Below are 24,499 nucleotides of genomic sequence, written 5' to 3' on the forward strand. Positions count from 1 at the left end.
TGGAAGAGACGTCGGAATGAGCCAATCCGTGTACACGAAAGTCGAGTGACCTCTGTCACCGTCTTCATGCGCCGGTGTGATCCAGTCCTACTCCCGTGCCCCAGGAGGCACTTGTGACACCCCGCGCACCGCTCGGCGGGCGGCCGAGGGCATCTGGACGGCGCCGGGAGCGTGGGCTAGCTTCGCCCGCCATGAGGCGCTTGGGGAACACGCGAGGCAAGAGACGAACGGGACTGATGTTCCGGACCATCACCGCGGGAGCGGCCTGTGCGGCGGCGCTGGCCGCCCTGACCGCCGTACCGGCCGAGGCGCACGACCCGGACGGCCGTGCACCGCACTGGGAGCTCAAGGACAGCGGCGCCCCCGAGGTGCGGTTCCGCGGGCTGTCGGCGGTCAGCCGGAACACCGCATGGCTGGCCGGCACCCAGGGCACCGTGCTGCGCACCACGGACGGCGGGGCGAGCTGGCGAAACGTCTCACCGCCCGGTGCCGCCGAACTCCAGTTCCGCGACGTCGAGGCCTTCGACGCGCGCCGGGCGGTGGTGCTGGCCATCGGGGAGGGCGAGGCGTCCCGCGTCTACCGGACCGAGGACGGCGGCGCGACCTGGACCGAGTCCTTCCGCAACACCGACGCCAAGGCCTTCTACGACTGCCTCACCTTCTTCGACCACCGCCACGGCCTCGCCGTGAGCGACCCGGTGGACGGGAAGTTCCGCGTCCTGTCGACCTCCGACGGCGGCCGCTCCTGGAAGGTGCTGCCGGACAAGGGCATGCCGGCCGCGCTCGACGGCGAGGCGGGCTTCGCGGCGAGCGGCCAGTGCCTGGTCAGTTCCGGGCCCCGGGACGTCTGGCTGGCCACCGGTGGCGCCGCACGCGCGCGTGTCCTGCACTCCGCCGACCGGGGGCTGACCTGGACGGCGTCCGACACGCCGATCCCGGCGGGCGACCCGGCCAAGGGCGTCTTCGCGCTCGCCTTCCGCGACCGCGCGCACGGACTCGCGGTCGGCGGCGACTACCGCCCCGACCAGAGCTCTCCGCAGGCCGCCGCCCGGACCGGCGACGGGGGCGCGACCTGGCGGCCCGCCGCGGCCCCGGTGAGCGCCTACCGCTCCGGCGCGGCCTGGCTCCCGCACAGCCGCGCCGCCGCCCTCGCGGTCGGTCCCACCGGCACGGACCTCACCGGGGACGGCGGCCGGACCTGGCGGACCGTGGACACCGGCTCGTACGACACCGTGGACTGCACGGCCGACGGCGGCTGCTGGGCGGCCGGGGAGAGGGGACGGGTGGCTCGCCTGGAGAAATGAGTGGAGAAATGAGTGGCGGAATGCGGGTACCCGGTCGCCGACGGCGAAAGGAGTGATCCCCCATGCCAGCCGGCTCCAACTCGAAGCGCGAACGCCAGTACGAGCACATCAAGGAGAGCGCCCAGGACCGGGGCGAGAGCACCGGACGGGCCAAGGAGATCGCGGCGCGGACGGTCAACAAGGAGCGCGCCCGCTCCGGCGAGTCCAAGACCGCCAGCCGTACCTCGACCAAGGACATGTCCTCGGGCAAGCGGGGCGGCCAGCGGTCCGGCAAGGGCTCGCAGGGCCCGACGTACGACCAGCTCTACGAGGAGGCCAAGCGCAAGGGCGTCAAGGGCCGTTCGGACATGAACAAGAGCCAGCTCCAGCGCGCCCTCGGCAACAAGGGCTGACCCGTCAGCCGGGCGTCTGCCGGTACGGCTCCAGTGCCGGAGCCGTCTTCGTCGCGGCGAACTCGGTGACGCGGTACGCGCACACCCCGGCCGCGACGAACGGGTCGCCCGCGGTGACCTCCTCGATCCGCGCACGGTCCTCCGCGACGGCGATGATCACCCCGCCGTCGCGGGGGTGCTTGGCCCCGGACGCCAGGAACAGGCCCTTCTCGTACTGCGCGTCCAGCCAGGCGACATGCGCCGGCAGCACGGCGTCCACGGCATCGAGCGGGGCGGTGTAGGTCAGTTCCAGTACGAACATGATCGCGAGCCTACGCCGCCCCGCCGTACGCTCGTCCCCACCATGACGACAGCGGACATTCCCGCGGGCTGGCCCGCGACCGAGGAGCAGGCCCGCGCGGTACAGGACGAGTTGAGGGCGAGCACGGTCCTCGACGAGCCGGGCCCGCCGCCGGGCACCGGCCACGTCACCGGGGTCGACGTGGCCTACGACGACGAACGGGACGTCGTGGCGGCGGCGGCCGTGGTGCTGGACGCGGCAACTCTGGAGGTCCTCGCCGAGGCGAACGCGGTGGGCCGGATCTCCTTCCCGTACGTCCCGGGCCTGCTCGCCTTCCGTGAGATCCCCACGGTCCTCGCCGCCCTCGACGCCCTGCCGTGTCCGCCCGGCCTGGTCGTCTGCGACGGCTACGGCCTCGCCCACCCCCGCCGCTTCGGCCTCGCGAGCCACCTCGGCGTCCTCACCGGCCTGCCGACGATCGGCGTCGCCAAGAACCCGTTCACCTTCACGTACGACGATCCCGGCGCCCGGCGTGGCGCGTGGACGCCGCTGCTGGCGGGCTCCGAGGAGGTCGGCCGCGCCCTGCGCACGCGCGAGGTGGTCAAGCCGGTCTTCGTCTCGGTCGGCCACCGCGTGAGCCTCGACAACGCCTGCGCCCACACCCTCGCGCTCACGCCGGCCTATCGCCTGCCGGAGACGACGCGCAGGGCGGACGCGCTGTGCCGACGGGCGCTGCGGGAGGCGACGGCCCGGCAGGAGGCCTGAGGGGGCCTGAGGGGGTACTGAGTACGTCGTCTGAGTATCTGTACGGATGTGCGTGCCCCGGAGTGCTCGGCAGGCTGTCCCGCATGACGACGACGCACCGCGTGACCCACCACCGTTCGCCCAAGCCCCTCGCCGACCCGAACCGGCCCGTCGAGCGCGCCGTGACCGCCGCGCTGGTCCTCGGCGTGCTCGCGGGGCTCGGCTGGATCGTGGGGATGATCTACACGGTGGCGGGCTGGTCCTTCTAGGCCCGGTTCACCGGCTCGACGCCACCCGGAAGGTGATTCCGGCCCGTCGCAGCCGCTCGATCAGCGCGTTCCCCATCGCCACCGCCGTCGTGACCTGACCGGACGTCTCCGGAAGGTCGTCGAGGGCCAGGGACAGGGCCGACTCGGCGAACATCTTGGCCGTCTCGTCATAGCCGGGATCGCCGCCCGCGACCTCCGTGAACACGCGCCGGCCACCGCCCTCGCCGACGAAACGCACCGAGAACCAGCTCTTCGCGCGCTTCTGCGCGCTCGGCCCGTCCCCCGGCTCCAGCCGCGCGGACAACCAGCGTCGGGCGGGCGCCAGTTGGGCCGCCGTGACGAGCGCACCCATAGCCGCCACTCCGCCCAGCGCGACCGGCAGACGCCGTACGGCCGCGTAGTGGCGGTAGCGGAAGTCGGGGCCGTAGCGATCGAGCGCCTTCGCCGACCGGTGCACGATCTGCGGGTCGATCGTCGGCAGCGGCAGCGCCCACGCGCCGATCTCCCTGGCGAACCGGGGCGCGCCCGTCGGCGCGGCGGCACGCCGGCCCACCAGGCGCGGCTCGTGCCGCCGCCGGTCCCGCTCGGCGGCCAGCATCGGCCGCAGCCGCGAGAACTGGTTCAGCGCCGACGCGAAGGTACCGCCCGAGAAGGTGGCGTCGGCGGTGACGAACCCGTCGACCGTCAGCGGCACTCCCTCCGGCAGCTGCTGGACGGTGAAGTAGGCGCCCAGGTCGTGCGGGATCGAGTCGAACCCGCAGGCGTGCACAAGGCGTGCGCCGCTCTCCCGCGCGCGTGCGTCGTGCCGGACGTACGTCAGGTCCACGAACTCCGGCTCACCGGCCAGATCAAGGTAGTCGGCGCCGGTGTCCGCGCAGGCGGCGACGAGGTCCTCGCCGTAGCTCACGTACGGCCCCACGGTCGTGGCCACCACGCGCGCTTGTTCGGCGAGTTCACGCACCGAGTCCGGCTCGGCCACGTCGGCGCGCAGCACCCCGACGCTCTCGCCGGCCGGCAGCCGTTCGCGCAACTGCTGCAGCTTCCGCTCGCTGCGGCCCGCGACGGCCCAGCGCAGCCCCTCGGGCGCGTGCGCGGCGAGATACTCCGCGGTCAGCGTGCCGACGAAGCCGGTGGCTCCGAAGAGCACGATGTCGTACGGACGATCCGTTTCATTCAGCCTGCTCATGACACCCCTCGGTCCGCACCACGCGCCGTTGTCGGTGGCCGAGGCTAGCGTGAGGAGTGCGGAGCCCGACGACGAGCCCGGAGGTGGACGGTGGCCGTGCCCGAAAACGCCCTCAAGAAGAGGGAGAAAGTGCGTGAATTCGCCCTTGGGCTGCCGGGTGCCGTCGAGGAGTTCCCGTGGGGTGAGAGCGTAGCGAAGGTCAAGGGGAAGGTGTTCGTCTTCCTCGGCGTCGACGACGGCAGCCACCCGCCGGGCATGACGGTGAAGCTCACCGACGAGGCCGTCCACACGCACGCACTGACCTGTCCCGGCGCGGCGCCGTCCGGGTACGGGCTGGGCAGGGCCGGCTGGGTGCGCGTCCCGCTGGAGGGCAAGGGCGCTCCGCGCGCGGAGCTGCTGTGCGACTGGGTGGAGGAGAGCTACCGCGCGATCGCGCCGAAGCGGCTGATAGCCGAGCTGGACGGACGCTGACCCCCGACAATTGGCTAAGCGCTTGCTCGCTCAGCTCTTGTGCTCGGTTGAACACGTTCTTAGCATCACTGGTGTTACATCGGTTGTGTCATACCTGTGGGACTTTCTGGGGGCCGGATGGCGACGACGCCAGGACAGGGGCCGCTCACCGGCGTGCGCGTCGTCGAGCTGGCCGGGATCGGGCCGGGCCCGTTCGCCGCGATGCTCCTGGCCGACCTGGGCGCCGACGTCGTGCGCGTCGACCGGCCCGGCGGAGTCGGCCTGGCGATCAAGCAGGAGTACGACGTCACCAACCGCAACAAGCGTTCCGTGGTGGTCGACCTGAAGTCCCCGGACGGCCCCGCCCGCGTCCTCGACCTCGCCGCCCGCGCCGACATCCTGATCGAGGGCAACCGACCCGGTGTCGCCGAGCGCCTCGGCGTCGGCCCCGAGGACTGCCACGCGCGCAACCCCGCCCTCGTCTACGGCCGCATGACCGGCTGGGGCCAGGAGGGGCCGCTGGCCCAGCGCGCGGGGCACGACATCGCCTACATCGCCGTCACCGGCGCCCTCGGCCTGATCGGCGAACCTGGCCACCCCCCGGCCGTCCCCGCCAACCTCCTCGGCGACTACGCGGGCGGCTCCCTCTACCTCGTCGTCGGTGTCCTCGCCGCCCTGCACCACGCGCGCGCGACCGGCACCGGCCAGGTCGTGGACGCCGCCATCGTCGACGGCACCTCCCACCTCTCCGCGATGCTCCACGGCATGTCGGCGGCCGGCGGCTGGCAGGACCGGCGCGGCGCCAACCTCCTCGACGGCGGCTGCCCGTACTACGGCACCTACGAGACCGCCGACGGGAAGTACATGGCGGTGGGCGCGCTGGAGCCGCAGTTCTACGACCTGTTCCTGGACCTGCTGGGCCTCCCGGACTTCGCGGACGCCCGCAAGGACTGGACCCGCTGGGGCGACCTGCGCGAGGCGGTCGCGGCCCGCTTCCGCGGCCGTACGAGAGACGAGTGGACAGCCGTCTTCGAGGGCACCGACGCGTGCGTGGCGCCCGTGCTGTCGCTGCGCGAGGCCCCGCACCACCCGCACCTCGCCGCCCGCGGCACCTTCACCGACCACGGCGGCATCACCCAGCCCGTCCCCGCACCCCGCTTCTCCGCGACCCCCACGGCCGTCCGCACCGGACCCGCCCGGGCCGGCGCCCACACCGCGGACGTGGCACGCGACTGGGACGTACCGGACCTGCTGAAAGGCCCGGATGAAGGCCCGGATAGAGGCATGGATGAATGCCCGGTTGAAGGCCCTGAATGAAAGGCCCCCGATGAAGCGGCAGCTCTTCGCCCCCGAGCACGACGCGTTCCGCGCGACCGTGCGCGCCTTCCTGGCCAGGGAGGTCCTGCCGTACTACGCGCAGTGGGAGAAGGACGGCATCGTCTCCCGCGAGGTCTGGCGGGCGGCCGGCAAGCAGGGCCTCCTCGGGCTCGCCGTGCCCGAGGCGTTCGGGGGCGGCGGCACCACCGACTTCCGCTACGCGACCGTCCTGGCCGAGGAGTTCACGCGCGCGGGCACCCCCGGACTCGCCCTGGGCCTGCACAACGACGTCATCGGGCCCTACCTCACCGGCCTCGCCACCGAGGAGCAGAAGCGCCGCTGGCTGCCCGGCTTCTGCGACGGCTCGCTCGTCACCGCCATCGCCATGACCGAACCCGGCGCGGGCTCCGACCTCCAGGGCATCCGCACGCGCGCGGAGGAGCGCGGCGACCACTGGGTGCTGAACGGTTCCAAGACGTTCATCTCCAACGGGATCATCGCCGACCTGGTGATCGTCGTCGCGAGGACCACCCCCGAGGGCGGGGCCCGGGGACTGTCGCTGCTGGTCGTCGAGCGCGGCATGGAGGGCTTCGAGCGCGGCCGCAACCTCGACAAGATCGGCCAGAAGGCCCAGGACACGGCCGAGCTGTTCTTCCACGAGGTGCGCGTGCCCAAGGAGAACCTCCTCGGCGAGCGCGACGGCGCCTTCGGGCACCTGATGACCAACCTGGCGCAGGAGCGCCTGAGCATCGCCGTCGCCGCGATCGCCGCCGCCGAGCACCTCCTGGAGATCACCACCGAGTACGTCAAGGAGCGCGAGGCGTTCGGCCGGCCGCTCGCCACCAAGCAGCACATCCGGTTCGAGATAGCCGAGATGGCCACGGAGTGCGCCGTCACGCGGACGTTCGTCGACCGCTGCGTCGAGGACCACTGCGACGGGGGACTGGACGCCGTCCACGCCTCCATGGCCAAGTGGTGGGCGACCGAGCTCCAGAAGCGGGTCGCGGACCGCTGCCTGCAACTGCACGGCGGCTACGGCTACATGAGCGAGTACCCGGTCGCGCGGGCCTTCACCGACGGCCGGATCCAGACCATCTACGGCGGCACGACCGAGATCATGAAAGAGATCATCGGCCGTTCCCTGCTGAGCTGACCCTCATTGAAAGGCTTCCTCGTGAGCACCGAAGCGTACGTGTACGACGCGATCCGCACCCCGCGCGGCCGCGGCAAGGCGAACGGCGCCCTGCACGGCACCAAGCCCATCGACCTGGTCGTCGGACTCATCCACGAGATCCGCGCCCGCTTCCCGGACCTGGACCCGGCGGCGGTCGACGACATCGTGCTCGGCGTCGTCGGCCCGGTCGGCGACCAGGGCTCCGACATCGCTCGCATCGCCGCGATCGCCGCGGGCCTCCCGGACACGGTCGCGGGCGTGCAGGAGAACCGCTTCTGTGCCTCGGGCCTGGAGGCCGTCAACATGGCGGCCGCCAAGGTGCGTTCGGGCTGGGAGGACCTGATTCTGGCGGGCGGTGTCGAGTCGATGTCCCGGGTGCCGATGGCCTCCGACGGCGGCGCCTGGTTCAACGACCCGATGACCAACCTCGCCGTCAACTTCGTGCCGCAGGGCATCGGCGCCGACCTGATCGCCACGATCGAGGGATTCTCGCGGCGTGACGTCGACGAGTACGCGGCCCTCTCCCAGGAGCGCGCGGCGACGGCCTGGAAGGAGGGCCGCTTCGACCGCTCCGTCGTTCCGGTGAAGGACCGCGCCGGGCTGACCGTCCTCGACCACGACGAGCACCTGCGCCCCGGCACCACCGCCGACTCCCTCGCGGGGCTCAAGCCGTCCTTCGCGGACATCGGCGACCTGGGCGGCTTCGACGCCGTGGCCCTGCAGAAGTACCACTGGGTCGAGAAGATCGACCACGTCCACCACGCGGGCAACTCCTCCGGCATCGTGGACGGCGCCTCGCTGGTCGCGATCGGCTCCCAGGAGGTCGGCGAGCGCTACGGCCTCACCCCGCGCGCGCGGATCGTCTCCGCCGCGGTCTCCGGCTCCGAGCCCACCATCATGCTCACCGGCCCCGCGCCCGCCACCCGCAAGGCGCTCGCCAAGGCCGGGCTGAGCATCGACGACATCGACCTCGTCGAGATCAACGAGGCCTTCGCGGCGGTCGTCCTGCGCTTCGTCAGGGACATGGGCCTGTCGCTCGACAAGGTCAACGTCAACGGCGGCGCGATCGCGCTCGGCCACCCGCTCGGCGCGACCGGCGCCATCATCCTGGGCAGCCTGATCGACGAACTGGAGCGCCAGGACAAGCGGTACGGCCTCGCCACGCTCTGTGTGGGCGGCGGCATGGGCATCGCCACCATCGTCGAACGCATCTGACCCCCTCCCACGGATACGACGGATCACACGGAGCACTTCCACATGAGCACTCAGTCCACGACCATCCGCTGGGAACAGGACCGCACGGGCGTCGTCACCCTCGTCCTCGACGACCCCAACCAGTCCGCCAACACCATGAACCAGGCGTTCCGCGACTCCCTCGCGGTGATCACCGACCGCCTGGAGGCCGAGAAGGACACCATCCGCGGTGTCATCATCACCTCCGCCAAGAAGACCTTCTTCGCCGGCGGCGACCTGCGCGACCTCATCCGGGTCACACCCGAGACCGCCCAGGAACTCTTCGACGGCGGCCTCGCGATCAAGCGCAATCTGCGCCGCATCGAGACCCTGGGCAAGCCGGTCGTCGCCGCCATCAACGGAGCGGCGCTGGGCGGCGGTTACGAGATCGCCCTGGCCTGCCACCACCGCATCGCCCTCGACGCGCCCGGCTCCAAGATCGGCTGCCCCGAGGTCACCCTGGGCCTGCTCCCGGGCGGCGGCGGCGTGGTCCGCACGGTCCGCCTCCTGGGCATCGCGGACGCCCTCCTGAAGGTTCTGCTGCAGGGCACGCAGTACGCCCCGCAGCGCGCCCTGCAGAACGGCCTCGTCGACGATGTGGCCACCACACAGGACGAACTCCTCGCCAAGGCCCGCGCGTTCATCGAGGCCAACCCCGAGTCCCAGCAGCCCTGGGACAAGCCGGGCTACCGCATCCCCGGCGGCACCCCCGCCAACCCGAAGTTCGCGGCCAACCTGCCCGCCTTCCCGGCGAGCCTGCGCAAGCAGACCAACGGCGCCCCCTACCCGGCCCCGCGCGGCATCCTCGCGGCCGCGGTGGAAGGCGCCCAGGTCGACTTCGAGACCGCGCAGGTCATCGAGGCGCGGTACTTCGTCGAGCTGGCCGCAGGGCAGACCTCGAAGAACATGATCCAGGCGTTCTTCTTCGACCTCCAGGCGGTCAACTCCGGTGCGAACCGCCCCAAGGGCGTGGCACCCCGCCAGGTCCGCAAGGTGGCCGTGCTCGGCGCCGGGATGATGGGCGCGGGCATCGCGTACTCCTGCGCCCGCGCGGGCATCGACGTGGTCCTCAAGGACGTGTCCCCGCAGGCGGCGGCCAAGGGCAAGGCGTACTCGGAGAAGCTCTGCGCGAAGGCGGTCTCCCGAGGCCGCACGACCCAGGACAAGGCGAACGCGCTCCTGGCCCGCATCACGCCGACGGCGGACCCGCAGGACCTCGCGGGCTGCGACGCGGTCATCGAGGCGGTGTTCGAGGACACGGCGCTGAAGCACAAGGTCTTCCAGGAGATCCAGCACATCGTCGAGCCGGACGCGCTGCTGTGCTCCAACACCTCCACCCTGCCGATCACCGCGCTGGCCGAGGGCGTGGAGCGCCAGGACGACTTCATCGGCCTGCACTTCTTCTCGCCGGTCGACAAGATGCTGCTGGTCGAGATCATCAAGGGCAAGCGGACGGGCGAGGAAGCTCTCGCGCGGGCCTTCGACCTGGTGCGGCAGATCAAGAAGACGCCGATCGTCGTCAACGACTCCCGCGGCTTCTTCACCTCCCGCGTGATCGGCCACTTCCTCAACGAGGGCGTGGCCATGGTCGGCGAAGGCATCGAGCCCGCCTCGATCGAGCAGGCGGCCGCGCAGGCGGGCTACCCGGCGAAGGTCCTCTCCCTGATGGACGAACTGACGCTGACGCTCCCGCGCAAGATCCGCAAGGAGACCAGGCAGGCGGTGGAGGAGTCGGGCGGCACCTGGACGCCCCACCCCGCCGAGGCGGTCATCGACCGCATGGTCGACGAGTTCGGCCGCACCGGCCGCAGCGGGGGCGGCGGCTTCTACGACTACGGCGACGACGGCAGGCGCACGTCCCTGTGGCCGGGCCTGCGCGAACACTTCACGCGCGCGGGTGCGGAGAACGCCGTCGAGACGGTGCCTTTCAGGGACATGCAGGAACGCATGCTCTTCTCCGAGGCCCTGGACACGGTCAAGCTCCTGGAGGAGGGAGTCCTGACCTCGGTCGCCGACGCCAACATCGGCTCCGTCTTCGGCATCGGCTTCCCCGGCTGGACGGGCGGCGTCCTCCAGTACATCAACGGCTACGAGGGCGGCCTGCCGGGCTTCGTGGCACGCGCGCGTGAACTGGCGGACCGGTACGGCGAGCGCTTCACGCCTCCGGCGCTGCTGGTCGAGAAGGCGGAGAGCGGGGGCCGTTTCGCGGACGAGTGAGACGGACGCCGCGCACGCCGGGCGGGCGATCTCGGCCCGCCCGGCGTACGGGGGCACACCTCACCGTTTCAGGACGCCCCGCCCACCTCTGACGTCCACTCCCGCAGCTCCTCCTTCAGGGACCGCTGGAACGTCGTCAACAGGGCCTGCACGACCAGGGGCTCCATGTGCGCGGACAGCGACCTCACGTCCTGCGCGTCCCGCTGTGCCACCTCGCCCCGGAACAGCTGCGACAACTCGTGCGCGGCGGACCGGGAGTGCTCGATGAGCACCTTCCGCGAGGCGAGGATCGCCTCCTGCGACAGCGGGACGTCGAGCAGTGCGACGCCGAGCCGGAGCAGGCCCAGGTCGACGCGGTAGCCGTCGCCGTCCCGCCGTACGACGTCCATCGCGGCGAGCCGCTCCAGGTCGTCGTCGCTCAGCGCCCGCCCCGCCCGCCGCCGGAGCTCCTCGCGCGTCACCCGCTCCACGACATCCGGGGCCCAGGAGGCCACGACCGCCCGGTGGATCGCGAGGTCATGGGCGCTCAGGCCGGCAGGGAGCTGCTGCATGTACCGCTCGATCGCCGCGAGCGTCATCCCCTGGTGCTGGAGCTCCTCGATCAGCGCGAGGCGCGCGAGGTGCTCGCGGCCGTAGTGACCGACCCGGCGCGGACCGATCACCGGCGGGGGCAGCAGTCCTCGGGTGCTGTAGAAGCGGATGGTGCGGACCGTGACCCCCGCCCGCGCGGCCAGCTCGTCGACGGTGAGGGCCGGCTCCTCGGCGTCGGCGTCGGCGTCGGCGTCGGCATCGGGGGAGGGGTCGGTCGTCATGTGCAGCAGTATCGCTGTCTCACCAGTGCTGTGACACCCGATGGGCAAGCTCCTCTCCGATCATGCGAGGCGCCTCCCGCTGTGACGCCCGCCACCGTGTGCGGGGGTGCTTCCGGGGAAGGCGAGCCCTCGGCCGGTGCCTTGTGCCAGGAGGCAGGGGCCGCCGCACGTCCGGAGACCCGGGCGAGACCTGCCGGGGCGCACCAGAGAGTGGAACCACCTGTGAGCAAGGACGCCGTGCAATCGGCACAGCAGGCCGCCTCCCGCACCGATGTGGCCCAGGTGCCCGCCGACGCGGGCGACGCCGGATACAGCAAGGACCTCAAGGCCCGCCACGTCAACATGATCGCCATCGGCGGCGCGATCGGCACCGGCCTCTTCCTGGGCGCCGGAGGACGGCTCCACACCGCGGGCCCGGCGCTGGCGCTGGCCTACCTGGTCTGCGGCGTCTTCGCCTTCTTCGTCGTCCGCGCCCTGGGCGAGCTGGTCCTCTACCGCCCCTCCTCGGGCTCCTTCGTGTCGTACGCGCGCGAGTTCCTCGGCGAGAAGGGCGCGTACGTCGCCGGCTGGATGTACTTCCTGAACTGGTCGACGACCGGCATCGCCGACATCACCGCGATCGCGCTCTACACGCACTACTGGAGCCTGTTCACCGACATCCCGCAGTGGACCCTGGCGCTCATCGCTCTCGCGGTGGTGCTGACCGTGAACCTGATCTCGGTGAAGATCTTCGGCGAGATGGAGTTCTGGTTCGCCATCATCAAGGTCGCCACCCTGGTCGGCTTCATGCTGATCGGCATCTTCCTGCTGGCCACCCAGCACGAGGTGGGCGGCGGGACACCGGGCCCGAGCGTGATCACCGACAACGGCGGCGCCTTCCCGCACGGCGTGATGCCGGTCGTCCTCGTCATGCAGGGCGTGATCTTCGCGTACGCCGCGCTTGAACTGGTCGGTGTCGCGGCGGGGGAGACGGCCGAGCCGGAGAAGGTCGTCCCGCGCGCGGTGAACTCGATCATGTGGCGGGTGGCCCTGTTCTACGTCGGCTCGGTCGTCCTGATGGCCCTGCTCCTGCCGGGCTCGGTCTACTCGGCCGACGAGAGCCCCTTCGTCACGGTCCTGTCGAAGATCGGGGTCCCGGCGGCCGGTGACGTGATGAACCTGGTGGTCCTGACGGCGGCCATGTCCTCGCTGAACTCGGGCCTGTACTCCACGGGCCGCATCCTGCGCTCGATGGCGACGGCGGGCTCGGCGCCGAAGTTCACGGCCCGCATGAACCGCAGCCAGGTCCCCTACGGCGGCATCCTGCTCACCTGCGCGGTCTGTGTCCTCGGCGTGGTCCTGAACTACCTGATGCCGAGTCAGGCCTTCGAGATCGTGCTGAACGTCGCATCCCTCGGCGTCATCAGCACCTGGGTGAACATCATGGTCTGCCACCTGGTCTTCGTCCGCCGCGCGCGGTCGGGCCTGCTCACCCGCCCCGCCTTCCGCCTGCCCTTCAGCCCGGTCACTGAGATCACCACGATCGCCTTCCTGCTGGCCTGCCTGGGCATGATGTGGAACGACCCCGAGGTCGGCCGCAGGACACTCCTGCTCATCCCGGTGATCGCGGTACTCCTGGTGGCCGGCTGGTTCGGCATCCGCCGCAGGGTCGAACAGACATCGACCCGCGAGCTGACCGACCTCACGGACTGACGGGGCGCGCTGGTCGACGCACGGTGAGGACGCGCCCTGAAGGGCGCGGGGCTGTACCGAGATCCGGCTCCGCCGCGTGGGCGCGACCAGCCACAACCGACCCGGCCGCCCACGGCGTGACCGGCCCACAACACCGCGAAGCTTGACCCGCGCCGCGACATCGACGTGCTCATGCCGGGCGGCTGCCACATGACCGCCCCCTGCATCCGCACGCCCGCCGGACACACCGGACTCCAAGCCGGTCGGGACGGCCCGCACCTCGACCGGCGTCGAAGGACAGGCCGCCCCGAGCCGCCCCCAACCCCTAGTCGCCGTGCACGTCGTTCGTCGCCGCGATCTGCTTCCACGACTTCGGCTGTACGGGAGCCTGCGCCGTCCTCGCGATCGACGCGCCCCGCGCCGCGGGCGCCCCCGGCTTCGACGGCTGGAACAGCCACGTGTCGAACAGCGCGGCCAGCGGCTGTCCCGAGACCTCCTCGGCGTACTTCTGGAAGTCGGCGACGGAGGCGTTGCCGTAGGCGTGCTTCTGCGGCCAGCCCTTCAGCACCGCGAAGAACGCGTCGTCGCCGATCTCGTTCCGCAGCGCCTGCAGGGCCAGCGCACCCCGGTCGTAGACGGCGATGTCGAACTGGTTCTCCGGCCCGGGGTCACCCGGCTTCACCGTCCAGAACGCGTCGTCGGCCGGATGCGAGGCGTACACGTAGTCGGCGAGCTCCTGCGCGGTCCCCTCGTCCTCGTGCTCGGACCACAGCCACTGCGCGTACCGCGCGAAGCCCTCGTTGATCCAGATGTCCTTCCAGCCCTGCACGGACACCAGGTCGCCGTACCACTGGTGGGCCAACTCGTGCACGACCACGGAGGTGTTGGACCCGTTCGCGAACTGGCGCGGGCTGTAGAAGGGCCGCGTCTGTGTCTCCAGCGCGTACCCGGTGTTCGTGTTCGGCACATAGCCGCCGAGCGCGTCGAAGGGATACGGCCCGAAGTACCCGCTCAGCCAGTCGGCGATCTCCCCGGTCCGCTCGACGCTGGCCCGCGCCGCGCCGTAGTTGGCCCCGAGGTCCTTGCTGTAGGCGTTGACGACCGGAATCCCACCGTCTGTCGTCCCGGTGGTGAGGTCGAACTTCCCGACGGCGAGCGTCGCGAGATACGTGGCCTGCGGCTTGTCGGAGCGCCAGTTCCAGCGGGTCCAGCCGAGGCGCGAACTCGTCGACTGCAGCGTGCCGTTGGAGATGGCCTGGCTGCCGTCCGGCACGAGGACCGACACGTCGTAGGTGGCCTTGTCGAGCGGGTGGTCGTTGCTGGGGAACCACCACCAGGCCGCCTCGGGCTCGTTCGCCCCGACCCCGCCGTCCGGAGTGCGGTGCCAGCTCGTGAAGCCGTACGCCTGCTTCGACGACGGCACCCCGCTGTAGCGGACCACCACCGTCAGGGAAGTGTCCTTCGCCAGCGGCGACTTCGGCGTGATCTCCAGCTCGTGCTCACCAGAGGTGGCGAACGACGCCTTGGCGCCGTTGACCCGCACCTCGCTCACATCGAGCAGAAAGTCCAGATCGAACCGCGACAGATCCTGTGTGGTGCGCGCCAGAAGTGTCGCCGTACCCTCCAACTCGTCCGCCGCCGGCTGGTACTTCAGCCGCAGGTCGTAGTGGGAGACGTCGTATCCGCCGTTGCCGTAGTCCGGGTAGTAGGGGTCGCCGATGCCCGGAGCGCCGGGGGAGAAGCCCGCCGCCGACGCCGGGATCGCCAGCATCAGGGAGGCCGCCGCGAATGCGCCCGGTGCGATGAGTCTGCGGTGCACGAAAGCTCCAAGTCGTGGGGGAATGAAGTCTGTTCGCAGCCTATTCACCACCTGTGAGCCGCACGTGTCCACGGCCACTCCTGTCACACGATCGCCATTCGGCCTTCATGGACTCAATGGGCCCTCTTTTGTGCGGGAGTTGACCGCTGTACCGTCCGCGCATGTCGATACGCACGCGCTTCACGACCTGGAGACCGCTCGCGACAGCCGCCGCGGCCACCGCCGCCCTGCTGGCGACCTTCCTCGCGCCCGCGACCGCACAGGCACAGACCCTGACGGCCCCGCGCGAGAGCCAACCGATCTACTCGTACGACAACGCCGTCCGCGAGGCCGTCTGGGTGGACACCCGGCTCGACGGCGACGGTGACGGAAAGACCGACCGCGTCGCCGTCGACATCGTCCGGCCCCGCGAACCCGCCCAGCGGGGCCGCAAGGTCCCGGTCATCATGGACGCCAGTACTACTCCTGCTGCGGACGCGGCAACGAGAGCCAGCTGAAGACGTACGACAGCCAGGGCGATGTCGTCCAGATGCCGCTGTTCTACGACAACTACTTCGTGCCCCGCGGCTACGCCTTCGTCGGTGTCGACCTCGCCGGCACCAACCGCTCCGACGGCTGCGTGGACGTCGGCGGCCGCTCCGACATCCAGTCCGCCAAGGCGGTGGTCGACTGGCTCAACGGCCGGGCCACCGCGTACACCAGCCGCACGGGGACCGAGACGACCAGGGCCACCTGGACCAACGGCAGGACCGGCATGATCGGCAAGAGCTGGGACGGCACCATCGCCAACGGCGTCGCCGCCACCGGCGTCAAGGGACTGAAGACCATCGTCCCGATCAGCGCCATCTCCACCTGGTACGACTACTACTTCTCCCAGGGCGCCCCGCTCTACGACTCCGGCCCCGACTGGCTCTCCGACTACGTCGACAGCCCCGACGCCCGCGCCAGGTGCGCCGCCGTCCAGCGGAAACTCGTCGACCAGGCGCCCCGCACCGGTGACTGGACCCCGCTGTGGACCGAGCGCGACTACGTGAAGGACGCGCGCAAGGTCAAGGCCAGCGTCTTCCTCGTCCACGGCATGCAGGACCTCAACGTCCGTCTCCAGCACGTCGGTCCGTGGTGGGACGCCCTCGCGAAGAACGGCGTCGAGCGCAAGGTCTGGCTCTCCCAGACCGGCCACGTCGACCCCTTCGACTTCCGGCGCGCGCAGTGGGTCGACACCCTGCACCGCTGGTTCGACCACGAACTCCTCGGCTACGACAACGGCATCGACCGCGAGCCCATGGCCGACATCGAACGCCACCCCGACCAGTGGGTCACCTCCAAGTCCTGGCCCCCGCGCGGCACTTCGGCGACCACTCTGCGCCCCGCGAAGGGCACTCAGCCAGGCGTCGGCACCCTCGGCCTCACCAAGGCCAAGGGCGCCGAGACCTTCACCGACGACCCCGCGCTGAGCGAGACCGACTGGGCCGCCCGGATCGACACCCCGACCCCCGGCAAGGCGGGCTTCACCACCGGCACCCTCACCGAGGACCTCCGCCTGTCCGGCCCCTCCAAGGTCACGGTCACGGCGACCCCGAACACCTCCACGGCCCATCTCTCCGCCGTACTCGTGGACCTCGGCCCCGACACCATCCGCGACTACGCGGCCGGCGGCGAGGGCATCACCACCCTCACCGACCGCACCTGCTGGGGCGCGAGCACGACCGGCGACAGCGCCTGCTTCAGGGAGACCCGGGCGAAGACCACCGCGGTCGACTACACGGTGGTCAGCCGCGGTTGGGCCGACCTGGGCACCTACGCCTCGGCCCGCAAGGGCGTCCCGCTCACCCCGGGCAAGGCGTACACCATCACGCTCGACCTCGGCGCCACGGACCACGTCGTCCCGGCGGGCCACCGCCTCGCCCTGATCGTCGCGGGCACCGACAAGGACCTCATCGACCCGCCGTCCACCACGCCCACCCTCACCATCGACCTGACCCGCACCTCCGCCCGCGTCCCGCTGGTCGGTGGCGCCGCCGCCTTCGCGCACGCGACGAAGGGCGCCGACACGGTCGTACCGCATCAGGCACGAGCCCTCGACGGTGTCCGCGCTCCGCGCACCACCCAGCGTGTCCCGGAGGCGGGCCAGTGATCGGAGCCGTCACCGTCGGGGAGCCCGACACCGGCTGCTGAATCGGTCGAGATCTGCGGCACCTGTGGTAGGTCCTGGGGAACTGTGTGAAAACCGGCGTACCCACCGCTCCAGGGGAAGGTGCCGCAGATGACTGAAGACCTGAAGAAGAGAGGCGGCCGGGAAGGTGCGGCGGGCATCCTCGGCCACGAGACCGACCGGGTGGTGTTCGGTGTCACCGCCGTCATCACCCTGGCTTTCGTTATCTGGGGCTGGGCGGCGACGGACTCCCTGGAGGGCGTCTCCACCACCATGCTCAAAGGGCTGATCCACAACGGCGGTTGGGCCTTCATGCTGGCCGCCTCGTGCTTCGTGGTGTTCGCCCTGTGGCTCGCGATGAGCCGCTACGGCCGCATCCACCTGGGCGCCGAGGGCGAGGAGCCCGAGTTCAGGACGGTGTCCTGGGTCGCGATGATGTTCAGCGCCGGCATGGGCATCGGCCTGATGTTCTACGGCGTCAGCGAGCCCCTCTCGCACTACACGACCCCACCCCCGGGCACGAACCCCGCCAACTCCGGTGAACGCATGGAGACGGCGATGGCCACCACCCTCTTCCACTGGACCCTGCATCCCTGGGCGATCTACGCGGTGGTCGGCCTCGGCATCGCCTACAGCACCTTCCGCAAGCGCCGGCGGCAGACCATCAGCGCCGTGTTCACCCCGCTCATCGGGGAGAAGCACGCGAACGGCACCGTCGGCCGGGTGATCGACATCCTCGCGATCATCGCCACCGTCTTCGGCTCCGCGGCCTCCCTGGGCCTCGGCGCCCTCCAGATCGGCTCCGGTTTCCGGGAACTTAACTGGATGCACGACGTCAGCACCGGCCTGCTCGTCACGATCATCGCCGTGCTGACCCTGGCCTTCGTGCTCTCGGCCGTCTCCGGCGTCGAGCGCGGCATCCAGTGGCTGTCCAACACCAACATGGTGCTCGCCCTGGTCCTCGCCGTGTTCGTGTTCATCGCGGGCCCCACGATCATCGTGCTCGACCTGCTGCCCACGTCGGTCTTCTCCTACCTCGGCGACCTGCCCCAGCTCGCCGGCCGCACGGAGGCGAGCGGCGGCAAGGGCGTCGCGGACTGGCTCGGCAGCTGGACCGTCTTCTACTGGGCCTGGTGGATCTCCTGGACGCCCTTCGTCGGCATGTTCATCGCCCGCATCAGCCGCGGCCGCACCATCCGGCAGTTCGTCGGCGGCGTCATCCTCGTGCCCAGCACGGTCAGCCTCGTCTGGTTCGCGATCTTCGGCGGTACGGCCATGAAGCTGAAGGAGGGCGGCGCGCTGGCCGGCGAGTCGACTCCGGAGGGCCAACTCTTCGGCGTACTCCAGGAGTTCCCCCTCGCCACCGCGACGAGCCTGCTCGTGATGATCCTGGTCGGCATCTTCTTCGTCTCGGGCGCGGACGCCGCGTCCATCGTGATGGGCACGCTCTCCCAGCGGGGCGCCCTCGAACCCGGCCGTTTCGTCGTCGTGTTCTGGGGTGTGGTCACCGGAGCGGTCGCCGCCATCATGCTGCTCGTCGGCAGCGGCCAGGGCGACGCGCTCACCGGCCTGCAGAACCTCACCATCCTGGCCGCCGCGCCCTTCGTCCTGGTGATGATCGGCATGTGCGTCGCCCTCATGCGCGACCTGCGCAAGGATCCGCTCATCGTGCGCGGCGAGATGGGCTCCGAGGCCGTCGAACTCGCCGTGATCGAGGGCCACCGGAAGTACGACGGCGACTTCGGGATCCAGATCGGCCCGGGCCCCGGCACCGAGACGGAGGGCGACCCGCTGGGCCACGACCACAGCTGAGAGCCGCGCACGCCGAGGAGGAGGTCACACCCTCTCCGACCGGTCCTCCTTCGACCATGCGTACGCCGCTGACGCCGGGCCGCGCCGCCAACTTCCCGCATTCGCCGAGGCGTACGTCGGACGACCGCGCCGCCCGGCGTGAGCGGAATGACCCATGCCGTGCTCAGACCGGCCCAAAGCCGGGAATACTCACACCATGTCTGCCGCCTACGCGACCTTCGGCCTGGCACCGGCGATGCGTGCCGGTGGAGTCCTCGCCAACGGTGACTTCCAGGTACACCGGGACTTCGTGGACTTCATCGTCGACGGCCGTCCCCTCCTCTTCCGGCTCTCCGACCTCGACGCCGTCTCCCCGCTCGCCTCCGACGTCCCACCCGCGATCTTCACCGCCCAGGTCCGCAGCCTCCTGGGCGAGACGGACGCCCCGCTTTCGAGCGGTCGTCACGTCATCTACGGCTGCCCCGAGTGCGAGGACCTCGCCTGCGGAGCCGTCACCGCCGTCATCGAGCGGGACGGCGACGACTTCGTCTGGAAGGACTTCGCCTGGCAGAGCGCCGAGGACGTGGACCTGAGGCTCAACGGCTACCACGGCATCGGGCCGTTCCGTTTCCGGGGCGCCGAGTACCGCGCGGCGCTCGACTCCCTGCTCCGAGGAGCCACCGATCCGGAGGGCGCCCGCCGCCGTGTTCTGCTCATCGGCGCCCGCGTCGCCGTCCTCGCCAAACTCGCCGCCGCCCTGCGCACCATCGGCATCGGCGCCGACATCACCCACGAGGTGGGAGCCGTCCACGCCGACGAACTGCGCGGCTACGGCGCCGTCGCCTTCGGCCGCGCGGTCACCGAGGAGGAACGTGCCGCCGTACGCCGCTCCTTCGACCGCGCGGGCGTCGACGTGGCCTACGTCGACGGTCTCGCGCCGATCGTCCCGCTGCTCGTGGCCCAGATAGAGCACGCCCTCGACCGCAGCCCCGCCGCACAGCGCCGCCTGACCCGGCTGGTCGCCGCCGCCGGCGAGGCGGGCGTCGAGGTCAGCTCACCGTGCCGGGTGCGCCTGACGGCGTACCGCCTCGACCGCCTCTACCGCACCCACGCCCAGGAGGTCTTCGACGGCGTCCTGGAGGCGGGCCTGCACCGGATCGCGCTGGACGCCAAGGCGGTGAAGGGAGAATCGTTCGTGGTGGCGCGGACCTCGGGAAGTGTCCTGGTGGAGGCGATGGCCCGCTGAGAAACCCGCGCGCCGGGCAACCGCCACCGCCGTTAGGATCGACGGTCTGATGACTGCCACCCTCGTCGCCAAGAACCTCGCCGCCGGCCACGGCGACCGTTCCCTGTTCAGCGGGCTCGACCTCGTCGTCGCGCCCGGAGATGTGATCGGCCTGGTCGGGGCCAACGGCGCGGGCAAGTCCACGCTGCTCAGGATGCTCGCGGGCCTGCTCGCGCCGGAGGAGGGGGAGCTCAGGCTCTCCCCGCCGACGGCCACCGTCGGGCACCTCCCCCAGGAGCCGGAGCGGCGCCCGGGCGAGACCGTGCGCGAGTTCCTCGCCCGCCGCACCGGAGTCGCCGAGGCCCAGCGGGTCATGGACGAGGCGACCCAGGCCCTGGTCGACGGGGCGCCGGGCGCCGACGACGCGTACGCCACCAGCCTGGAGCGCTGGCTGGACCTCGGCGGCGCCGACCTCGACGAACGGGCCGAGGAGGTCGCCGGCTCCCTGGGCCTCGCCGTCGACCTGGACCTGCCCATGACCTCCCTGTCGGGCGGCCAGGCGGCCCGCGCCGGCCTCGCCTCCCTGCTGCTCTCCCGCTACGACGTCTTCCTCCTCGACGAGCCGACCAACGACCTCGACCTGGACGGCCTGGAGCGCCTGGAACGGTTCGTGAAGGGCCTGCGGGCCGGCACGGTGGTGGTCAGCCACGACCGCGAGTTCCTCACCCGCACGGTCACCAAGGTCCTCGAACTCGACCTGGCCCAGCAGCGGATCACCCTCTACGGCGGCGGTTACGAGGCCTACCTGGAGGAGCGCGAGGTGGCCCGCCGGCACGCCCGGGACGACTTCGAGGAGTACGCCGACAAGCGGTCCGCCCTCCAGGACCGGGCGCAGATGCAGCGCTCGTGGATGGACAAGGGCGTGAAGAACGCGCGCCGCAAGGCGAGCAACGACAACGACAAGATCGGCCGCAAGTTCCGCAGCGAGGCCAGCGAGAAGCAGGCCGCCAAGGCCCGCCAGACCCAGCGCATGATCGAACGCCTCGATGTCGTCGAGGAGCCGCGCAAGGAGTGGGAACTGCGGATGGAGATCGCCTCGGCCCCCCGCTCGGGCGCGGTCGTCGCGACCCTGCGGGACGCCGAGGTACGCCACGGCGACTTCGTCCTCGGTCCGGTGTCCCTCCAGATCGACTGGGCGGACCGGGTGGCGGTCACGGGCGCGAACGGCGCCGGCAAGTCCACCCTGCTCGGCGCCCTGCTGGGCCGGGTGCCGCTGACCTCCGGCCAGTCCTCCCTGGGCTCCGGCGTCCTGATCGGCGAGGTCGACCAGGCCCGCGCGCTCTTCCACGGCGAGGAGTCCCTGCTGGACGCCTTCTGCGCGGCCGTCCCCGACACGGAACCGGCGGAGGTCCGCACCCTCCTGGCCAAGTTCGGCCTCAAGTCCGACCACGTCACGCGCTCGGCGGCGACGCTGTCACCGGGGGAGCGGACGAGGGCAGCCCTGGCACTGCTCCAGGGCAGGGGCGTCAACCTCCTGGTCCTGGACGAACCGACCAATCACCTCGACCTACCGGCGATCGAACAGCTGGAAACGGCGCTGGACGCCTACGAGGGCACCCTGCTGCTGGTCACCCACGACCGCAGAATGCTGGACGCGGTCAGGGTGACGCGCCGCTTGGAGGTCGTATCGGGAAAGGTGACGGAGACTCCTTAGGGGCGCGGGGAACTACGCGACCAGCCACAACGGGCCCGCAGTTCCCCACGACCTGAGTCAGCGCTTGCCGTTCTTCGGATTGAGCAGCCCCGCCTTGCGCAAGGCGTCAGCCATCGCACTGTTGCCCGGGGCAGGCGCCTGCTGCTGACGCGGTTGCTGCCGCTGCTGAGGCGGCCGCCCACCCCGCTGCGGCTGACGACGCTCCCCACCGGAGGGCTTCGCCGCGGCCTCGTCATCCAGCCGCAGCGTCAACGAGATCCGCTTCCGCGGGATATCGACCTCCAGCACCTTCACCTTGACGATGTCGCCGGGCTTCACCACATCCCGCGGATCCTTCACGAACGTCTTCGACAGTGCGGAGACATGCGCCAGACCGTCCTGGTGGACACCGACGTCGATGAACGCCCCGAACGCCGCCACGTTCGTCACGACCCCCTCCAGCACCATCCCGGAGACGAGGTCGGAGATCTTCTCGACGCCCTCCTTGAAGGTTGCAGTCTTGAAGGCGGGCCGAGGGTCGCGGCCCGGCTTCTCCAGCTCCTTGAGGATGTCCGTCACCGTGGGCAGACCGAAGGTCTCGTCCACGAAGTCCTGCGGCCGGAGCGAGCGCAGCACACCGGTGTTGCCGACGAGGGAGGCGACGTCCTGGCCCGCCGTCTTCACCATGCGCCGCACCACCGGGTACGCCTCGGGGTGGACGCTGGAGGAGTCCAGCGGGTCGTCGCCGCCGCGGATCCGCAGGAAGCCCGCGCACTGCTCGTACGCCTTGGGGCCCAGCCGGGCCACCTTCTTCAGCGCGCTGCGGGACGTGAAGGGGCCGTTGGCGTCCCGGTGCGACACGATGTTCTCGGCCAGCCCGGACGTGATCCCGGAGACCCGGGCGAGCAGCGGGGCGGACGCCGTGTTGACGTCGACACCCACGCCGTTCACACAGTCCTCCACCACCGCGTCCAGGGAGCGCGAGAGCTTCACCTCGGACAGGTCGTGCTGGTACTGGCCGACGCCGATCGACTTCGGGTCGATCTTCACGAGTTCGGCCAGCGGGTCCTGGAGCCGGCGCGCGATGGACACCGCGCCGCGCAGTGACACGTCCATGTCCGGCAGCTCCTGCGAGGCGAACGCGGACGCCGAGTACACGGAGGCGCCCGCCTCGGACACCATCACCTTGGTGAGCTTCAGCTCCGGGTGCTTGCTGATCAGTTCACCGGCGAGCTTGTCGGTCTCGCGGGACGCCGTGCCGTTGCCGATCGCGATCAGCTCGACCGCGTGCTGCTTGGCCAGCCGGGCCAGCTTGGCGATCGCCTCGTCCCACTTGTTCGCCGGCACATGCGGGTAAATGACGTCCGTGGCGACGACCTTGCCGGTCGCGTCGACCACGGCGACCTTCACGCCCGTACGGAATCCGGGGTCCAGGCCCAGCGTCGCGCGCGTGCCGGCCGGGGCGGCGAGCAGCAGGTCGCGGAGGTTCGCCGCGAACACGTTGACCGCCTCGTCCTCGGCGGCCGTCCGCAGCCGCAGCCTGAGGTCGATGCCGAGGTGCACGAGAATGCGGGTCCGCCAGGCCCAGCGGACCGTGTCCGTCAGCCACTTGTCGCCCAGGCGGCCGCGGTCGGCGATGCCGAACTTCGCGGCCACGATCCCCTCGTACGAGGAAGGACCGGGCTGCTCGGACGGCTCCTCGGGCTCCAGGACGAGGTCGAGGACCTCCTCCTTCTCGCCGCGCAGCATCGCCAGGATGCGGTGCGAGGGCAGATTCGTGAAGGGCTCGGCGAAGTCGAAGTAGTCGGCGAACTTGGCGCCCGCCTCCTCCTTGCCGTCCCGCACCTTGGCGACCAGCCGCCCGCGCACCCACATGCGCTCGCGGAGCTCGCCGATCAGGTCGGCGTCCTCCGAGAAGCGCTCGGTCAGGATCGCCCGGGCGCCGTCGAGCGCGGCCTGCGCGTCCGGGACGCCCTTGTCGGCGTCGACGAACGCGGCGGCCGCGGCGAGCGGTGCGACACCCGGGTCCCCGAGCAGGCCCTCGGCGAGCGGCTCCAGACCTGCCTCGCGGGCGATCTGCGCCTTGGTGCGGCGCTTCGGCTTGAACGGCAGGTAGATGTCCTCCAGGCGCGCTTTGGTCTCCGCGCCCCGGATCTGCGCCTCCAGCTCCTCGGTGAGCTTGCCCTGCTCGCGCACCGAGTCGAGGATCGCCGTCCGCCGCTCCTCCAGCTCCCGCAGATACCGCAACCGCTCCTCGAGCGTGCGCAGCTGCGCGTCGTCGAGCATCTCGGTCGCTTCCTTGCGGTAGCGGGCGATGAAGGGAACCGTGGAACCGCCGTCGAGCAGATCCACGGCAGCCTTCACCTGCCGCTCCCGTACGCCGAGTTCCTCGGCGATCCTGCCTTCGATCGACCCTGCGCTGGTGGACCCGCTGGACCCGGGTGTCGTCACGATCCCGTACCGCCTTCTCACTGAGGTTGCGCGGCAATTGTGGCAGGTGGCACCGACAGTCGGGATCAGGGCGCGGTCATCAGGCCGTCATCGGGCCGTGGTCGTCAGGCCCTGCGGCTCCTCGTGGAGCCGGACGCACCGCCGAAGAGCCGGGCCACGGCCCGGAAGGGCAGGGTCACCACGGTGGCGATGGCGCCACCGATCTGGCGCAGGACGTCTGCGATCGCGCGGAACATGTGTATCCCCGTTCCTCTCCCGGCCGCGACGGCCGGGAGAGGAACGGGTACCTCCGAGACGGCCGGGCAATCTTCGTGGCCGC

Annotated in this window: 19 protein-coding genes and 1 pseudogene; 14 read left to right on the plus strand and 6 right to left on the minus strand. The window is 71.0% G+C overall.

What is annotated here, in order from left to right:
- The first annotated feature begins 236 nt into the window (after positions 1-236).
- Both ACFVYN_RS18580 and ACFVYN_RS18585 read left to right on the plus strand, forming a co-directional pair.
- Complete coding sequence (locus tag ACFVYN_RS18580) at positions 237-1,304, plus strand: WD40/YVTN/BNR-like repeat-containing protein (protein ID WP_389999505.1); 1,068 nt, start codon at positions 237-239, stop codon at positions 1,302-1,304.
- A 62-nt stretch (positions 1,305-1,366) separates the two neighbouring features.
- Entirely contained in the window at positions 1,367-1,696 is a 330-nt protein-coding gene (locus tag ACFVYN_RS18585) for a plasmid stabilization protein (RefSeq protein WP_389999508.1), read from the plus strand.
- A gap of 4 nt (positions 1,697-1,700) precedes the next feature.
- On the opposite strand, the gene ACFVYN_RS18590 is transcribed toward ACFVYN_RS18585, so the two are convergent.
- Positions 1,701-1,997, minus strand: a complete 297-nt coding sequence (locus ACFVYN_RS18590) for a YciI family protein (protein WP_389999511.1) — start codon at positions 1,995-1,997, stop codon at positions 1,701-1,703.
- A 42-nt stretch (positions 1,998-2,039) separates the two neighbouring features.
- Here ACFVYN_RS18590 and ACFVYN_RS18595 point away from each other — a divergent pair, with 42 nt between their 5' ends.
- On the plus strand, positions 2,040-2,741 hold the full coding sequence (locus ACFVYN_RS18595) for an endonuclease V (protein WP_389999513.1): 702 nt from the start codon (positions 2,040-2,042) through the stop codon (positions 2,739-2,741).
- 101 nt (positions 2,742-2,842) lie between these two features.
- Positions 2,843-2,989: a morphogenic membrane protein MmpA gene (gene mmpA, locus ACFVYN_RS18600; protein WP_389999633.1), complete on the plus strand. Its 147-nt coding sequence runs from the start codon at positions 2,843-2,845 to the stop codon at positions 2,987-2,989.
- A 7-nt stretch (positions 2,990-2,996) separates the two neighbouring features.
- Here mmpA and ACFVYN_RS18605 read toward each other — a convergent pair whose 3' ends face one another.
- Entirely contained in the window at positions 2,997-4,175 is a 1,179-nt protein-coding gene (locus tag ACFVYN_RS18605; RefSeq protein ID WP_389999515.1) for a saccharopine dehydrogenase family protein, read from the minus strand.
- A gap of 90 nt (positions 4,176-4,265) precedes the next feature.
- Here ACFVYN_RS18605 and ACFVYN_RS18610 point away from each other — a divergent pair, with 90 nt between their 5' ends.
- The 5 genes from ACFVYN_RS18610 (at position 4,266) to ACFVYN_RS18630 (ending at position 10,566) form a co-directional block, all read left to right on the plus strand.
- A complete protein-coding gene (locus tag ACFVYN_RS18610; RefSeq protein WP_389999517.1) occupies positions 4,266-4,646 on the plus strand; it encodes an MmcQ/YjbR family DNA-binding protein in 381 nt (126 codons plus the stop codon).
- A 117-nt stretch (positions 4,647-4,763) separates the two neighbouring features.
- A complete protein-coding gene (locus ACFVYN_RS18615; protein WP_389999519.1) occupies positions 4,764-5,942 on the plus strand; it encodes a CaiB/BaiF CoA transferase family protein in 1,179 nt (392 codons plus the stop codon).
- A gap of 10 nt (positions 5,943-5,952) precedes the next feature.
- Positions 5,953-7,095, plus strand: a complete 1,143-nt coding sequence (locus tag ACFVYN_RS18620) for an acyl-CoA dehydrogenase family protein (RefSeq protein ID WP_389999522.1) — start codon at positions 5,953-5,955, stop codon at positions 7,093-7,095.
- A gap of 21 nt (positions 7,096-7,116) precedes the next feature.
- A complete protein-coding gene (locus ACFVYN_RS18625) occupies positions 7,117-8,331 on the plus strand; it encodes an acetyl-CoA C-acetyltransferase (RefSeq protein ID WP_389999524.1) in 1,215 nt (404 codons plus the stop codon).
- A gap of 42 nt (positions 8,332-8,373) precedes the next feature.
- Complete coding sequence (locus ACFVYN_RS18630) at positions 8,374-10,566, plus strand: 3-hydroxyacyl-CoA dehydrogenase NAD-binding domain-containing protein (protein ID WP_389999527.1); 2,193 nt, start codon at positions 8,374-8,376, stop codon at positions 10,564-10,566.
- Between the two features lie 68 nt (positions 10,567-10,634).
- On the opposite strand, the gene ACFVYN_RS18635 is transcribed toward ACFVYN_RS18630, so the two are convergent.
- A complete protein-coding gene (locus ACFVYN_RS18635) occupies positions 10,635-11,378 on the minus strand; it encodes a MerR family transcriptional regulator (RefSeq protein WP_389999529.1) in 744 nt (247 codons plus the stop codon).
- Between the two features lie 222 nt (positions 11,379-11,600).
- On the opposite strand from ACFVYN_RS18635, the gene ACFVYN_RS18640 reads away from it, so the two are divergent.
- A complete protein-coding gene (locus tag ACFVYN_RS18640) occupies positions 11,601-13,070 on the plus strand; it encodes an amino acid permease (RefSeq protein ID WP_389999532.1) in 1,470 nt (489 codons plus the stop codon).
- Between the two features lie 304 nt (positions 13,071-13,374).
- Here ACFVYN_RS18640 and ACFVYN_RS18645 read toward each other — a convergent pair whose 3' ends face one another.
- Entirely contained in the window at positions 13,375-14,868 is a 1,494-nt protein-coding gene (locus tag ACFVYN_RS18645; protein ID WP_389999534.1) for a M1 family metallopeptidase, read from the minus strand.
- Positions 14,869-15,029: 161 nt separating this feature from the next.
- Here ACFVYN_RS18645 and ACFVYN_RS18650 point away from each other — a divergent pair.
- The 4 genes and pseudogenes from ACFVYN_RS18650 (at position 15,030) to ACFVYN_RS18665 (ending at position 21,750) form a co-directional block, all read left to right on the plus strand.
- Positions 15,030-17,002: pseudogene (locus tag ACFVYN_RS18650) on the plus strand (Xaa-Pro dipeptidyl-peptidase).
- A gap of 129 nt (positions 17,003-17,131) precedes the next feature.
- Complete coding sequence (locus ACFVYN_RS18655; protein WP_389999537.1) at positions 17,132-18,832, plus strand: BCCT family transporter; 1,701 nt, start codon at positions 17,132-17,134, stop codon at positions 18,830-18,832.
- 196 nt (positions 18,833-19,028) lie between these two features.
- Positions 19,029-20,057: an oxidoreductase gene (locus ACFVYN_RS18660; RefSeq protein WP_389999540.1), complete on the plus strand. Its 1,029-nt coding sequence runs from the start codon at positions 19,029-19,031 to the stop codon at positions 20,055-20,057.
- A 49-nt stretch (positions 20,058-20,106) separates the two neighbouring features.
- A complete protein-coding gene (locus ACFVYN_RS18665) occupies positions 20,107-21,750 on the plus strand; it encodes an ABC-F family ATP-binding cassette domain-containing protein (RefSeq protein WP_389999543.1) in 1,644 nt (547 codons plus the stop codon).
- A 57-nt stretch (positions 21,751-21,807) separates the two neighbouring features.
- Here the strand turns inward: ACFVYN_RS18665 and ACFVYN_RS18670 are convergent, their stop codons facing one another.
- Together ACFVYN_RS18670 and ACFVYN_RS18675 are read right to left on the minus strand one after the other, a co-directional pair.
- Positions 21,808-24,180, minus strand: coding sequence for a Tex family protein (locus tag ACFVYN_RS18670; protein WP_389999546.1), 2,373 nt, complete (start codon positions 24,178-24,180; stop codon positions 21,808-21,810).
- 104 nt (positions 24,181-24,284) lie between these two features.
- Positions 24,285-24,416 carry an LPFR motif small protein gene (locus ACFVYN_RS18675; RefSeq protein ID WP_272920826.1) on the minus strand — a complete coding sequence of 44 codons (132 nt, stop codon included), beginning with the start codon at positions 24,414-24,416 and terminating at the stop codon, positions 24,285-24,287.
- Positions 24,417-24,499 lie beyond the last annotated feature (83 nt).

This window comes from Streptomyces sp. NPDC058307 (genome assembly GCF_042880295.1).
Taxonomy (GTDB): Bacteria; Actinomycetota; Actinomycetes; order Streptomycetales; family Streptomycetaceae; genus Streptomyces.

Bases quoted from the DNA above. Each gene is read 5' to 3' on its own strand.
- ACFVYN_RS18595 (WP_389999513.1), top strand. From the start codon at position 2,040: ATGACGACAGCGGACATTCCCGCGGGCTGGCCCGCGACCGAGGAGCAG.
- ACFVYN_RS18675 (WP_272920826.1), bottom strand. From the start codon at position 24,416: ATGTTCCGCGCGATCGCAGACGTCCTGCGCCAGATCGGTGGCGCCATC.
- ACFVYN_RS18660 (WP_389999540.1), top strand. From the start codon at position 19,029: ATGTCTGCCGCCTACGCGACCTTCGGCCTGGCACCGGCGATGCGTGCC.
- ACFVYN_RS18655 (WP_389999537.1), top strand. From the start codon at position 17,132: ATGACTGAAGACCTGAAGAAGAGAGGCGGCCGGGAAGGTGCGGCGGGC.
- ACFVYN_RS18620 (WP_389999522.1), top strand. From the start codon at position 5,953: ATGAAGCGGCAGCTCTTCGCCCCCGAGCACGACGCGTTCCGCGCGACC.
- ACFVYN_RS18630 (WP_389999527.1), top strand. From the start codon at position 8,374: ATGAGCACTCAGTCCACGACCATCCGCTGGGAACAGGACCGCACGGGC.
- ACFVYN_RS18585 (WP_389999508.1), top strand. From the start codon at position 1,367: ATGCCAGCCGGCTCCAACTCGAAGCGCGAACGCCAGTACGAGCACATC.
- ACFVYN_RS18665 (WP_389999543.1), top strand. From the start codon at position 20,107: ATGACTGCCACCCTCGTCGCCAAGAACCTCGCCGCCGGCCACGGCGAC.
- ACFVYN_RS18615 (WP_389999519.1), top strand. From the start codon at position 4,764: ATGGCGACGACGCCAGGACAGGGGCCGCTCACCGGCGTGCGCGTCGTC.
- ACFVYN_RS18605 (WP_389999515.1), bottom strand. From the start codon at position 4,175: ATGAGCAGGCTGAATGAAACGGATCGTCCGTACGACATCGTGCTCTTC.
- ACFVYN_RS18635 (WP_389999529.1), bottom strand. From the start codon at position 11,378: ATGACGACCGACCCCTCCCCCGATGCCGACGCCGACGCCGACGCCGAC.
- ACFVYN_RS18590 (WP_389999511.1), bottom strand. From the start codon at position 1,997: ATGTTCGTACTGGAACTGACCTACACCGCCCCGCTCGATGCCGTGGAC.
- ACFVYN_RS18580 (WP_389999505.1), top strand. From the start codon at position 237: ATGTTCCGGACCATCACCGCGGGAGCGGCCTGTGCGGCGGCGCTGGCC.